Genomic DNA, 13,966 nt, shown 5'->3' with positions numbered 1-13,966 from the left:
TTTTTAAATTCTTTAAAAATAAGCACTAGTTTTACATTATTTTAAAATAGTGCTATCTTTATAGATAAGATAAAGAACAGGAGATGATTTGGATGGAAGATGATGATAAGATTTTATCTCTTCATGCCCAAAATCGTGGAGTTCTAGGCATTGCGCCTAGTCTTGACGTTAAAAACAAAAGAGAACTTGGAGAAGCATATACACCTGGTGTTGCTGTGATTTCTAAGTTCATCGAACGTTATCCAGAAATGAAAGCAAAGTACACAATGAGTGGTAAATTAGTTGCCTTAGTAACTGATGGTTCTGCTGTGTTGGGATTAGGTAATATTGGTCCTGCTGGTGGATTGCCAGTTGTCGAAGGTAAGGCTTTGTTGTACAAGGACTTGTCTGGTGTCGATGCTATTCCTTTGACCGTTGATCAAGTTCCAGTTGATGAATTTGTCGAAACACTAAAGAACATGTCGAAGTCATTTGCTGGTTTCCATTTGGAAGATATTGCGGCCCCTAAGTGTTTCGAAATCGAAGAGAAACTTGCCGAAGCAGTAGATATCCCTGTTTATCACGATGACCAAGAAGGTACTGCAGTTGTCGTAATGGCCGGATTGATCAATGCCGCAAAGGTTACTGGTCGTAAATTACAAGATATGAAAGTTGTTTTGAATGGTGTCGGTGCTTCTGGTGTCGCAACTGCTAGATTGATGTTAGCAGCCGGAATCAAAGACTTAACACTAGTTGATATCCATGGTCCGGTTGCCAAAGACGATATCACATACAATAAATATCAACGTGAAGTTGCTGCCGCAAGTTCTAACCAAACTAAGTATCAATCATTGACTGATGCAGTTGTAGGTAAAGATGTCTTCATCGGCTTATCTGATGCCAATGTCTTGAGTAAAGAACAAGTCAAAACAATGGCTGATGATCCAATTATTTTCGGTTTGGCTAATCCCAAGCCTGAAATTGATCCAGAAGATGCTAAAGCCGCTGGTGCTACAGTAATTGCTACAGGTTCGAGTCAATATCCTAATCAAGTTAACAATATCTTGGTATTTCCAGGATTGTACAAGGGTCTTTTATCTTCAGGTTTGAAGAAAGTTACGCTTGGATTGGAACAGGCTATTGCTCAAGGACTGGCTGACTTAGTTGCTAAACCTAGTGCTGAGAAAATCGTGCCTGGTGTCTTTGATAACGGTGTTGTTGAGACAGTATCACTTGCAGTTATCAAGTATGCTGATGAGAACAAGTAATTAATTAGTATCGGAAGTGTTCAAATGGAAGTTCGCGAAATAAATATTGCCATTCCACGTTATCGTCGTAAATGGCAATCATTCATGGAAATAAACGGGATCACTGAATTCAGTTCTAACGAAGTTGATAAGATCGAAAAAACTTTTATGTGGGATGAAGATGGTGATCGTGCCGCAACTGGTTCGATAGCTGGTAACGTTATTAAATATGTTGCAGTTTGTTCTAAGTACAAAGAGGGCGGTGCATTATTTAATAAAGTAGTCAGTTATTTATTGCAACAAGCCGCACAAATGGGACGTTTCCATTTATTCATTTTTACCAAGCCAAAATACGTTCAAAGTTTCGAATACGTTGGTTTTAAAAAACTAGCAGTCAGTGAGAATGGGGCAATCCTTGAAACAGGCGTTCCGGGTATTACTGAATATATCGAAAAACTTCCGCACTTTGAAGGTAAAAACGGTTCGATCGTGATGAATGCTAATCCGTTCACGCTTGGACACAGGCGATTAGTTGAAGTTGCTAGTTCCAAAAATGATCATGTATATGTCTTCGTTGTGAAGAATGATGTTTCACTTTTCACATACGAAGAACGTATCGAACTGGTCAAAAAAGGTGTTCAGGATTTGAAAAATGTAACAGTCGTATCTGGCGATGATTACATTATCAGCCCGGCAACTTTTCCAGCTTACTTTTTGAAGTCAGATCAAGAGATCGGTACTTATCAAGCGAGACTGGATGCAATTTTGTTCAAGGATCAGATTGCTGATCCATTGGATATCACTACGCGTTATCTTGGCAAGGAACCATATTCCAAGACAACGGACAGCTACAATCATGAACTTCTAGATATTTTACCTCCAGAAGTGAATGTTGAAATCATCGATCGTAAGACTGCGGACGACAAAATCATCTCCGCAACAAAGGTTCGTCAAGCAATCTTAGATAATGATCAGGCATTACTACATGAATTCTTACCAGAGACTACGATGGAATTCGTTAAAAATAATTATCCAGATTTAAAGAAAAAGTTGATAGAGAAGGGAAGTAAGTAAAATGGGAATTAAAGAAACAGCACTTGCTGGTACTTTGGAGTCATCAGATATTCAAATTACTTTGAGTGAGGGAAGCGGAATCAATATTGATTTGGATTCTTCTGTTGAAGCATTATATGGAGATCAAATCAAAAAGGTTATTACAGATACATTGAACAAATATGGAATCACAGACGCAAAAGTCAAAGCAGTTGATAAGGGTGCCTTGGATTGTGTAGTTAAAGCTCGTACTATGGCAGTCGCACAACGTGCCTTAGGTACAACTGAAGAACCAAACTGGGAGGTACTCTAATCATGGAAGAACGTTTACGTCGTACAATGATGTTTGTTCCTGGTAATAATTCAGGAATGGTTAAAGATGCCGGTGTTTATGGAGCAGATTCAATCATGTTTGACCTTGAAGATTCTGTTTCAATGGATCAAAAGGACGCCGCAAGAATTTTGGTATATGAAGCATTACAAACACAAGATTATGGAAATGCTGAATTAGTTGTTCGTGTTAACGGAATTGATTCACCATTCTTCAGAAGTGATGTTTTTGCTATGGTTAAAGCAGGTATTCAAGTTATTCGTCTACCTAAAGTTGAATCAGCACAAATGATGAAAGACCTTGTTTCAACTATTGAAGAAGCCGAAAAGAAATTCGGTATCAAAGTTGGTACAACACACGTTATGGCCGCTATTGAAAGTGCCCGTGGTGTTATGAAATGTCTTGAAATCGCTGAAAGCTCAGATAGAATGATCGGTCTAGCCTTGTCAGCTGAAGATTATACAACTGATATGAAGACACATCGTTATCCTGATGGAGCCGAATTGGAATTTGCACGTAACATGATTCTTCATGCTTCACGTGCTGCCGGTATTGCTGCATTTGATACTGTCTTCACAAACATGAATGATATTGAAGGATTCAACCATGAGACTGAACACATCCATCAATTAGGATTCGATGGTAAATCACTTGTTAACCCACGTCAAATTGATTTGGTTAATAAAGTCTTTGAACCAACTAAGAAAGAAATTGAAAATGCTTTGGATGTCGAAGCAGCTATTGAAGAAGCTCAAGCTAAGGGATCAGGTGTTATCTCAATGAACGGACAAATGGTCGATCGTCCAGTTGTATTGAGAGCACAACGTGTCATTCGTTTAGCAAAAGCATCACATTTGATTAATGAGGAGGGTGAATACATTGAAGAATAATGTCGGACGCGAAATACCAGATGAGATTTTAAACGAAAAGGGTTATAAGACTTTTAAGTCTGTTGATATCGGTAATCCTGAGAAGCAACGTGTTGCTCCTAAGGTTAGTGTATCTACTGGTGATAATAAGGTTGTTGATTCAATTGAAGATGTAGTTAAGAATAACGTTAAAGATGGTATGACGATTTCATTCCACCACCACTTCCGTGAAGGTGACTTTGTCTTTAACAAAGTTATGGATATCATTATTAACCTAGGTATCAAGGATTTGACACTTGCTCCTTCATCATTAACAAATGTTATGAATGACAAAGTTGTTGAAGCTATCAAAGCTGGAACAATTACAAATATCACAAGTTCAGGTATGCGTGGTAGCTTGGGTGAGGCCGTTTCTCATGGTTTGTTGAAGAACCCAGTTATTTTCCGTTCACATGGTAATAGAGCTAGATCAATCGAAGAGGGAGAAATCAAGATTGATGTTGCCTTCTTAGGTGTGCCAAACGCCGATCGTTTAGGTAACGCTAATGGTATGAATGGTGATGCTGCCTTTGGTTCATTGGGTTATGCCTTGATGGATGCTAACTATGCTAACAAAGTTGTCCTTCTAACAGACAACCTTGTTGACTATCCAAACACACCAGCTTCAATCAAACAAACACAAGTTGATTATGTGGTTAAGGTTGACCAAGTCGGTGATCCTGACCGTATTGGTACTGGTGCTACTAGATTCACCAAGAATCCTAAGGATTTGAAGATTGCTAAGATGGTTAACGATGTAATTATTCATTCACCATACTTCAAGCAAGGATTCTCATTCCAAACAGGTTCAGGTGGTGCTGCACTTGCTGTCGCCAGATTCTTACGTCAATCAATGATTGATAATGATATCAAAGCATCATTCGCCTTAGGTGGTATTACAAAACCTATCGTTGACCTACTTGAAGAAGGACTTGTAAACAAAGTTATGGATGTTCAAGACTTCGATAAGGGCGCTGCTGGTTCAATGAAGAGCAATAAGAATCAACAAGAAATCGACGCTTCATGGTATGCTGATCCAGATAACAAGGGTGCTATGGTCGATCAATTGGATGTTTCAATTCTTTCAGCACTTGAAATTGACACTGACTTCAATGTTAATGTTATGACAGGTTCAAATGGTGTTATCCGTGGTGCCGTTGGTGGACATCAAGATGCCGCTACATCTAAGATGACAATTATTTCAGCTCCATTGACACGTGGTCGTATCGCAACTGTTGTTCCTAAGGTAAGTACAGTTGTTACACCTGGTGATTCAATTGATGTTTTGGTTACTGAAGTAGGTATTGCAGTTAATCCCAAACGCAAGGACTTAGTTGAAGCATTCAAACAAGTTCCTGGATTACCACTTGTTTCTATTGATGAACTTCAAAAGCGTGCTGAAAAGATTGTTGGCAAACCTGAAGAAATTCAATATACGGATAGAACAGTCGCATTAGTTGAATACCGTGATGGTACATTAGTTGATGCTATTAAAGAAATTAAAGATTAATATTAAAGGAGTAAAAACTTATTTAAGATAGTTTTTGCTCTTTTTTAATTAATAGAGAATTTGGATGTGAAGTAATGTTTAATTTATTCGATACTGGAGTAACTCAGGATATTCCTGCAGTTTTAGCCAACCGCGATAAACGGGTTTTTGTTCAGAACAAACTATTAAGTCAGTATCCATCAGAGATCGTTATTGGTGCCAAGTTGAATACACCGGGACCAATCAAAAATAACAGTATAATAGAAGCCTTTTTTGTAAAACAATTAGAAGAGTTTGAAGATTTGTTGTTAAAAGAAGGAGTTGTTTTTTTCAAGAATACAGAATGGTTGGACGCAGAAACAGGTCCAGAGCGATTCTATGTGGTTGAAGATACAGCTGAGAATGTTAAGCGAATTACGACAGAGTTTGAAGAATCCAAAAACTATTGTCGACTCTTTGATTTGGATGTTTTATTCTTGACTGATAATGAAGAGATGCGGTCTATTTCGAGAACGGAAATTGGTTATTCAGCACGAACTTGTCTAATATGCGGACGACCTGCCAAAGACTGTGGACGTTCAAGACGTCATTCGGTTGAAGAGTTACAAGCCAAGGTAAGTGAGTTAGTTGAGGTCTCGTTTAAGCTGACTGACAATAAGCGTAAAGTTCAATTATTGGTTAACAACGCATTGCGAGCTTTAACCTATGAAGTGACTGCTTGGCCAAAGCCTGGATTAGTTGATCCGGTTGAATGGGGAGCTCATCCTGATATGAATGTTTTTATGTTCTTGGATAGTAGTTTGAGTCTACAAAACTACCTTCGAAAATGTGCATGGGCGGGCTTGAATTGCCAAACCAATACAGATTATCGTGATATTTTCCGTGAGATTCGTGAATTCGGTAAAATTGCCGAAGCAGATATGTTCAGTGCAACTAAAGGAGTCAATACACACAAAGGTGCAGTGTTTTCCTTAGGCGTTCTAGTTACCGCCGTTGCCATTAATATCAAAGATAATGAACAATTTGATGAAAAAGTTATCAAAGATTCCATTATAAAGATGCTCAGAGGCTTGGTAAAAACTGATTACAGTAAGATTAAGTCTAATGATGACAGTCTGACCGCTGGTGAAAAGCAATATTTGAAATATGGAACCAAAGGAATTCGTGGTGAAGCAGCTGATGGTTACCCAGTGGTATTCAAATATGGATTACCAATTTTTATGGAGACCGATGGTAATATGAATCAGCGTCTGATTACAGCGTTGATGAATCTAGCCTTGCATACAGAGGATTCGACTTTGATCAAACGTGCGGGGACTTTGGATATCATTGAGTGGAAAAATCAACGTATCAACGATTTTTTCGCAGCTGGTGGTATTGGTACAGATTCCGGCAATAAAGTTCTGAATGACATTCAGAAGGAGTTCTCAGATAGACATTTGAGTCTTGGTGGAACAGCCGATCTACTGATTATTACAGTATTCTTAGGATTGACAAAAGAGGCGTTAAATAATGGAAATAAAGACTAGAGATGGTAAAAAATTAAATTATTATGTCCATGGATCAGGACAACCGATCGTCTTTTTGCATGGATTTGGGGGCTATCAACAAATCTGGACTGACCAGATTGATTTTTTTGTTGAAAAAGGGTACCAAGTTATTACTTATGATCAACGAAATCACGGTGCTTCGTCACGTGAGTCCTCATTAGATGATTTTAGTGTCTTAATTGATGATTTAAAGGATTTCCTGTCCGGACTAAAATTGGATAATCCAATTTTAGTTGGACATTCAATGGGAGCTAGTGTTATTTATGGATTTATTTCAAAGTATCCAGATTATCCAGTCAAAAAATTAGTTACTGTCGATCAATCACCGAAAATGCTGAATACACCAACGTGGAAATATGGTTACATGGAAATAACCCGGGCTAACTATAAAATGCGCTTGAAGATGCATAATAAGGAGACGCTCAACGGGATTGATGATAATGTCTTTTGGAAGTTAAATGTTGCCAAAGAACAATTTCCATTTGTTAAAGATGATAATTTAGAGTTATTGTACGATCATGCTCGAAAAGATTGGCGTGATGCAGTTATTAATTGTCAGGTACCAATGTTGTTAGTGACAGCTAATCAGAGTCCATACTTTGATGGTTCGTTCGCAGATTTATTGATGAAGAAAAATAGTAAATTAAGTCGTGTAGCAATCGATCAATCAGGCCACGTTATTATGGCTGAGCAACCGGATAAGTTTAATCAAGCATTGTTGGATTATATAGAATAAAAAAACCTTCAAGCTGACTATTTTGTCAGTTTGAAGGTTTCTTTGTATAGAAGTAATTCAATTAAAACGGTGATTAAGTCTGCAATCGGTTTGGCACTAAATACAAATCCAACCATGATCAACATAATAATCATGTAAACCGTAAGAACAATCTCCTAGGAGGTAATAAAAAAACGCCAGAGGCGGTTAAAATTTTAAGCTTTTGATTTGTGATAACCCATATTGATTGCTTCTTGTTCAGAATTGAAGTAGATAATATTCTTACGACTAATTCTATATCTATGTTGTGAAGGTAAATGATAAATTCGTGAAGCCTTATTTCCAACAATTTGACCTTTGTTGGTGTGTTGTATTTGGTGTATATGCTGGAGCAACGTATATTGGTTGTGAGGATGCTAGATCCTCAGTTGAAACGAATTCATTTGAACTGATTTGATAAAACTTTTTCCCATTGATATATGAGGCTTCAGCAAATGCTTGCCATGATGAACTAGTAGGTAAAATATTACCAGTTCTATCACCATTAGAGTTAACGGTTGCGGATGCCCACTTTCCGATAGTTACAGAAGTTTTTTCACGTGGAGTAGACGCTTGATTATTGTTTGAAGTTGACTTGATTGCATTAGAAGGTAACCACTCATTTGTTGCAACATGATAGTAGGTTAAACCATCATCTCCTGATAGGGTTTTATTAAATACCCAAGCTGAGTCAGATATTAATGCACGATTTGTTACTTTAACTAACTTATTGTTTCTTAGTGCATAAATGTTAGTTAATTTGTTAGTTGTAACGACACCATTAGCATTAACAATTTGACCATTGGTTTGTGTGTCAGCACTTGCAATTATTAATGATTGAGCTGAACCAATTAACATTATAGTTGTAGCAATTAAACTCGAGATGATTCCTTTTTTTATTTAATATTCTCCTAAGAATTAAGTATATAAATAATATATCATCAACTAAATTTAAATAAAATTCTGATTTAATATATGCAAAATTCATTAATTTTATATATTTATATAACTAAAAAAAGCATTCCCAAATGGGAATGCAATTGAAAATTAATTTAGTTTTAAACTTTGGATTTTGTATAACCAGCATTTATAGCTTCCTGTTCAGTTTTGAAGTAAACAAGGTTATTGGAGTTTATTTTGTATGATCTTTGACCAGGCATGTGGTAAACGTTGGTACTAGAATTTCCGACAATTGTTCCGGTAGTATTTGAATCAATATTTTGCCCAACGTTTGCGGATGAAGCCGTGTCATAAGTTGAAACAAACTCATTTGAACTAATTTGATAATAAGTTTGTCCATTAATTGTCACAATATCAGAGAATGCTTGCCAAGCTGAATGCGCTGGTAGTATGTTTCCCGTACGTGATCCGTTGGAATTGACAGTTGCCGCATTCCAAGTACCAATATAGATAGTTTTCATTGTTCTTGACGTATTAGAATTACTTGATGAGTTTGCTTTAATGAAATTTGATGGCAACCATTCGTTAGTTGCTACACGGTAGTATGTTAGACCGTCTGAACCAGTTGCGGTTTTATTGAATATCCATGCAGAATTAGATGTTAGGGCACGATTTGTGACTTTAGTTAATGTGCCATCTCTTAATGCATAAATTGTTGCAATTGAATTAGTAGTTACAATTCCTTTGGTATTACTGATTTGACCAGTAGTTTGAGTAGTTGCATTTACAGAAAGCAATGATTGTGTTGACCCCAACAACATAATTGTGACTGCAATTATACTTGATAGAATTGTTTTTTTCATTTGTAACCCTCCCAATATTTAAGTACATAATAAATATATCATGGTAAGCTAATAAATAAAATTATATTTTCATAAACATTACATTAACGTGACAGGTTGATTAAGTTAAGACTTACACACTGAAATATAGATATTAAAGTGTTATGATAATTTTGCGGTACAGAAGTGTGCTGCATAGTATTTTCTGTTTTCACGATAACTAATATGGAGATGAGGTTAAACCGCCTCATCTTTTTTTGTACCCTTTTAGCTGAGTTCTCTGACTAATAATAGGAAAGAGCAGTCATATTAGTCGACTAAAAAGGGACCTGCCACTAAATGGCAAGTCCCTTTTGCATATGCAATTGATAATATTCAGATCCAGCATCATTCAACATCTCATTCCAGTCTTTAAAGACTGTAGTTTGATTAACAATTGAGTCCCATGAATCTTGATCAACTTGTTCCAAAGTATTGATATCGAATACGCCAATCGATTTCATAAAATCCTCAATACAGAAGTATTGTGTATTTCGTTCCATGAAGTCATTTGAAAAGTAGTGAACAAAGGGAATATCCTTGAGGTTCTGACGGATAAGACATTCTCTCGAAATTTTGTCTAAAACAGTTTCCCCAGCATGCACGAAGATTCCCCCTATAAATCATTTTTTGAATTCTCATGTAATTGTTCTTTTAGATTATCAATTTCAATAATAACAACAGGTAATTTTGTAGTATCAACATTTGAAACATAATTCATTGCTAATGTGACTAATGATAATAAACTGGAAATAATAATACTTATTAAATACGTCTCTACATAACATCATATCTTATTTTAAGATGAGATGAAATTCAAATTCAATATAAAATTTATTAAATTATGAATAAAAAAATAAATAAGGAATATCCTTATTTACCTTCATGAATCATTTTGTTAACTTCATTCTCATTATGAGCCAACCAACCGCAAGCTGCCGCGGCAATGGCACCAACTAAATCGTCAAGAAAGACATTGATTTTTCCAGTTGATTTGTCATTCAATTTTGCTAGGATTCCATGTTTGAGTTTATCAACGTATCCATAATTAGTTACCGATACTGATCCGTATAGGCTAGCAAGTGTAATAGCCATGTTTTCGTCAATCCCATATGTTGATTCATCAGTTCTCATGATGCGTTGCATAGGAGACGACAGCAAGCCTTTTTCAGCTAAGACATCAAGCTCAATTCCAGTCATAATTGCATTTTGAGCTTCTCGTTTGTGAAGTACTTTAGTAATAGCATGAATAGAAATTTCTTCATCTAATCCAGGAACATAATCTTTTTCCAAAAAAATTACAATTTCAGCGATGTCAGGTAATGTCACACCACGTTCATTCAAATTTCTGAGAATGTGTTCATAATATTCTTTATCTTGTTCATCAAATGATGTCATAAAATCCCTCCATGATTATATTTCAGATAACCATTCTGATTTGAATTCATTCAAGAATTCATACATAAATTGTTGACGATGCAAAGCAATTCTTTTTGCTGTTGGTGTATTCATCATACTTGTTAACTTTAACAGTTTTTCGTAAAAATGATTAATTATTGTCTCATTATCAAGATTACGATATTCAGTCTTATTCATTTTTTCACGTGGTTTGATTGAGGGATCGTAGATTGTCTCAGCATTTACACCACCATAATAGATCGCACGAGTAATACCGATTGCTCCAATGGCATCTAACCTGTCAGAGTCTTGAACAACTTGTCCAGCCAATGATAGCTCGGGTGGATTTTTACTTAAGGATTTGCTAAAAGATAGATTATGAGTTATGTACATGATTTCAGTTATTTGTTCTTCAGATAATTCAATCTGTTTCAAGAAGTCTTTGATTTCTACTTCTAATGCGGTAGGATCAGCTACTAGTTTGTCATCGGCCACGTCATGCAAGTAGGCGGCTCCAATTGTAATCAGTTTATCTGTATGTTCTTCATTGGAGAGACGCGTTGCCATTTTGACGACGCGTTCTATGTGATCGAAGTTATGTCCAGTTCGATCTGTTACCATTTTTTTATATGAAAATTGACGAATTTTCTCGATTTGTTTATCACTATTCATTTTTAACAACAGTCCTTTTAAAATTAATACTTATATTCTAGCAGAGAATCCGGTTGTGACTATGTTTAATAATAGATTTGTATTAAAATATAAGCATAACTTAGGAGGTACTTAGCTTATGAATTATATTAATAAAGAAATTCCTGACTTCGATGTCAGAGCGTACCAAGATGGTGAATTGAAGAGTTACAATAAACAAAACTTGCTTGGAAAATGGTCGATTTTATTCTTCTATCCAGCTGATTTTTCTTTTGTTTGTCCAACAGAACTTCAAGATTTAGAAAAACATTATGCTGATTTTAAAGCAAATAATGCTGAAATTTATTCTGTATCTGTTGATAGTGAATTTTCACATATGGCTTGGGCAGAGAATACTGACAGCATTGGTAAAATTGAATATCCAATGTTAGCAGATCAAAAACATCAATTGGCAGACTTCTTTGATTTAATCGATTCAGACAGTGGTCAAGCATATCGTGGAGTTTATATCATTGATCCTAAAGGCGTTATCAAGTCATATACCGTTAATGCAATGGGTATTGGCCGTAATGCTGAAGAAATCCTAAGAACACTTGAGGCAGCTCAATTTGTTGCCGAAAATGGTGATAATGTTTGTCCAGCAAATTGGCATCCAGGTGAAAAAACTATTGTTCCTGGTGCAGACTTAGTTGGTAAAATTTAATCATTCAAAAAGGTAGTCTCGATATCGGGACTATTTTTTTGACATTAAAGACCATATCTGGTATTTAATGAATTTTAGTGATACTAGATATTGCATCGCTTTCAAAAAAATATAAAAAATTTAATAAATTGTCTTAATCCTTGTCACAACAACTTGAAACGGTTTTGTTCGTATTTTCACTTAAAATAAACCATGGAAATTCATAATGAGAGTGGTAATATTTTATTTGTTGTTCGTTTAAAGGGGAACAAATTTAGTTTTATATAAGTGAGGAGAAGGATTAAATGACAAGTATTTTTAGCCCAAAGTGGTATGTTGAACAAATGAAAGGTTGGAGTTTTAAGAGTTACATGCTCTTAATGTTTGGTTTGGGTGCCATAACAGCTTCAACACTTTCACACAGTATGAGTACTATTGCCGTAGCAACTTGGTTTGCCGGTGTTTTAGGATTTACATGTACAGTAGCAATTACTAATGCAAAACCTTTAAACGGTGTATTAGGATTGGTTTCAGCACTTATTTATATCTTCGTAGCTATTAATGCTAAGAACTTCGCTGATGTTATTTTACAAACAAGTTATATTATCCTTTTGGATATTCCTGTTTTGATCAGTCCACAGTGGGCAAAGGATGCTGAAAAACACATTCATGGTCTTACAGCTCCTAAATGGCTTTTAACAGCCGTATTCTTCTTTGCATCATGGGGTCTTCTATACTTGATGGATACACATTTATTCATTAGTCCAAGACCAATTATTGATTCTGTTGCTAGTGCTATTGGTTTCACAGGTGCTTTGTTGTGTACATTGCGTTTCCGTGAACAATATTACTTCTGGACAGTTCAAGGTGTTATGTCAATCGTTCTTTGGGGTGTTACAGCAGCCCAAGGTGATGCCAGTCCTGTATTGTTCTTGACATACATTATGTACTTCATGAATGATATGATTGCATTCTTCGATTCACGCATTCACTGGTTCCACAAGGTTGAATCATCAACATCAGTCGCTGATGATCCTGCTGAACAATTAAATTAATTAGTTGTAAGTTGAGTAGAAAGCTCAACTTTTTTTTTGCTAAAATGATATTATATTAGTACATTTACAAAAAAAGTGGGTTAGATTTATGCGTGGGAAAAAAATAATAAAGATAGTATTGATTTCAATGATTGGAATCTTTGTAGTCGCTGACCTGGCGGGTGGAGCATATTTGTTCAATTACGCTTTCAAGAGAGGCGGATATGGCAGTACTACTGTTAGCAATAAGCCATTAACTGGAAATAATAAATGGTTTAGTGAGCAAGATCAGAAGATATGGACTGAAAAATCTAAAGATGGTTTGACGCTGAAGGCTCGTTATTTGCCTGCTGAAAAGAAAACCAATAAGACGGTTGTGGTTATACATGGTTATGGAAGTGCCAGCAAATATATGGGTTCATTTGTCAAAATTTTTCATGATGCAGGCTACAATGTTCTGGCCCCAGATAATCGTTCGTTTGGAATGAGTGCGGGGGAGTATGCTGGATATGGATGGAAAGATCGTAGTGATATCATGAGTTGGATCAAGCGTGTCAATCAACTGAATGGTAAAGGTTCAGAGATTGGTATGTACGGTATTAGCATGGGTGCATCTACTGTCATGTATACTTTGGGTAAGCATCCCGAAAACGTTAAGTGGGCGATAGAGGATTGTGGCTATGCTACTATTTCTGGTGAACTTAATTATCAATTGAAGGATATGTTTGGTTTACCAAGTTTTCCGTTAGTTCAAACAGCGGCAGTGTATTCGAAAATATTTGCGGGATATAATTTTTATGAAGCAAATACCAAGAACACTTTGAAGAAGAGCCATGTACCTTTGTTCTTGATTCATGGATCGAAAGATAAATTTGTGCCGACAAGTAATGTTTATACCAATTACAAGAATGCCAATGATCCTAAAAAAATATGGATCGTTAAAGGTGCCGGGCACGGTGAATCCTATAATAAAGAAAAGACTAACTATATTAAAAAGGTTACAGCATACGCTGCTAAGTACTTTAAATAAATGGTTCTTTGTCAAATAGTATTGATGAATGATTTTGAGCCTTGGGCATCCTCGTTGAGGATGCCTATTTTTATGCACA

General features: G+C 36.0%; 16 protein-coding genes. 10 read left to right on the top strand and 6 right to left on the bottom strand.

The window, feature by feature from the left end:
- Positions 1–92 precede the first annotated feature (92 nt).
- From EKM68_RS04815 to EKM68_RS04785, 7 genes are all read left to right on the top strand, one after another.
- A complete protein-coding gene (locus tag EKM68_RS04815) occupies positions 93–1,247 on the top strand; it encodes an NAD(P)-dependent malic enzyme (protein ID WP_125588539.1) in 1,155 nt (384 codons plus the stop codon).
- 24 nt (positions 1,248–1,271) lie between these two features.
- Positions 1,272–2,300, top strand: a complete 1,029-nt coding sequence (citC, locus tag EKM68_RS04810) for a [citrate (pro-3S)-lyase] ligase (protein WP_125588538.1) — start codon at positions 1,272–1,274, stop codon at positions 2,298–2,300.
- A 1-nt stretch (position 2,301) separates the two neighbouring features.
- The gene (citD, locus tag EKM68_RS04805) at positions 2,302–2,592 is read left to right on the top strand and encodes a citrate lyase acyl carrier protein (RefSeq protein WP_125588537.1); all 291 of its coding nucleotides are present in this window, start codon (positions 2,302–2,304) and stop codon (positions 2,590–2,592) included.
- Between the two features lie 2 nt (positions 2,593–2,594).
- Positions 2,595–3,500: a citrate (pro-3S)-lyase subunit beta gene (gene citE / locus EKM68_RS04800; RefSeq protein WP_125588536.1), complete on the top strand. Its 906-nt coding sequence runs from the start codon at positions 2,595–2,597 to the stop codon at positions 3,498–3,500.
- Complete coding sequence (gene citF / locus EKM68_RS04795; RefSeq protein ID WP_125588535.1) at positions 3,490–5,028, top strand: citrate lyase subunit alpha; 1,539 nt, start codon at positions 3,490–3,492, stop codon at positions 5,026–5,028. Before citE ends, citF begins: the two co-directional genes overlap by 11 nt.
- Before the next feature lie 74 nt (positions 5,029–5,102).
- The gene (citG, locus tag EKM68_RS04790) at positions 5,103–6,536 is read left to right on the top strand and encodes a triphosphoribosyl-dephospho-CoA synthase CitG (protein WP_125588534.1); all 1,434 of its coding nucleotides are present in this window, start codon (positions 5,103–5,105) and stop codon (positions 6,534–6,536) included.
- A complete protein-coding gene (locus tag EKM68_RS04785; RefSeq protein ID WP_125588533.1) occupies positions 6,520–7,293 on the top strand; it encodes an alpha/beta fold hydrolase in 774 nt (257 codons plus the stop codon). Before citG ends, EKM68_RS04785 begins: the two co-directional genes overlap by 17 nt.
- A 194-nt stretch (positions 7,294–7,487) precedes the next feature.
- On the opposite strand, the gene EKM68_RS13900 is transcribed toward EKM68_RS04785, so the two are convergent.
- The 6 genes from EKM68_RS13900 to EKM68_RS04755 form a co-directional block, all read right to left on the bottom strand.
- Positions 7,488–7,667: a sunset domain-containing protein gene (locus EKM68_RS13900; RefSeq protein WP_125588532.1), complete on the bottom strand. Its 180-nt coding sequence runs from the start codon at positions 7,665–7,667 to the stop codon at positions 7,488–7,490.
- Positions 7,609–8,169 (bottom strand): SLAP domain-containing protein, encoded by a 561-nt coding sequence (locus tag EKM68_RS04775; RefSeq protein ID WP_125588531.1) that lies wholly within the window; start codon positions 8,167–8,169, stop codon positions 7,609–7,611. The genes EKM68_RS13900 and EKM68_RS04775 overlap by 59 nt, the downstream gene beginning before the upstream one ends.
- 200 nt (positions 8,170–8,369) lie before the next feature.
- The gene (locus tag EKM68_RS04770; protein ID WP_125588530.1) at positions 8,370–9,074 is read right to left on the bottom strand and encodes an SLAP domain-containing protein; all 705 of its coding nucleotides are present in this window, start codon (positions 9,072–9,074) and stop codon (positions 8,370–8,372) included.
- Between the two features lie 314 nt (positions 9,075–9,388).
- On the bottom strand, positions 9,389–9,697 hold the full coding sequence (locus EKM68_RS04765) for a hypothetical protein (protein WP_125588529.1): 309 nt from the start codon (positions 9,695–9,697) through the stop codon (positions 9,389–9,391).
- Between the two features lie 268 nt (positions 9,698–9,965).
- Positions 9,966–10,490, bottom strand: a complete 525-nt coding sequence (locus EKM68_RS04760; protein WP_125588528.1) for a phosphatidylglycerophosphatase A family protein — start codon at positions 10,488–10,490, stop codon at positions 9,966–9,968.
- A gap of 15 nt (positions 10,491–10,505) precedes the next feature.
- Entirely contained in the window at positions 10,506–11,162 is a 657-nt protein-coding gene (locus EKM68_RS04755; protein WP_125588527.1) for an HD domain-containing protein, read from the bottom strand.
- Positions 11,163–11,280: 118 nt separating this feature from the next.
- Between EKM68_RS04755 and EKM68_RS04750 the strand changes: the two genes are divergently transcribed.
- The 3 genes from EKM68_RS04750 (at position 11,281) to EKM68_RS04740 (ending at position 13,887) form a co-directional block, all read left to right on the top strand.
- Positions 11,281–11,844, top strand: coding sequence for a peroxiredoxin (locus EKM68_RS04750; protein WP_125588526.1), 564 nt, complete (start codon positions 11,281–11,283; stop codon positions 11,842–11,844).
- A 284-nt stretch (positions 11,845–12,128) separates the two neighbouring features.
- Positions 12,129–12,878: a nicotinamide riboside transporter PnuC gene (gene pnuC / locus EKM68_RS04745; protein ID WP_125588525.1), complete on the top strand. Its 750-nt coding sequence runs from the start codon at positions 12,129–12,131 to the stop codon at positions 12,876–12,878.
- Positions 12,879–12,966: 88 nt separating this feature from the next.
- The gene (locus tag EKM68_RS04740) at positions 12,967–13,887 is read left to right on the top strand and encodes an alpha/beta hydrolase (protein WP_125588524.1); all 921 of its coding nucleotides are present in this window, start codon (positions 12,967–12,969) and stop codon (positions 13,885–13,887) included.
- Positions 13,888–13,966: the final 79 nt, after the last annotated feature.

This window comes from Companilactobacillus jidongensis (assembly GCF_003946575.1).
In the GTDB taxonomy this organism is placed as follows: domain Bacteria; phylum Bacillota; class Bacilli; order Lactobacillales; family Lactobacillaceae; genus Companilactobacillus; species Companilactobacillus jidongensis.
Note: the sequence above shows the minus strand (reverse complement) of the source record. Positions and strands in the feature narration are given on the sequence as shown.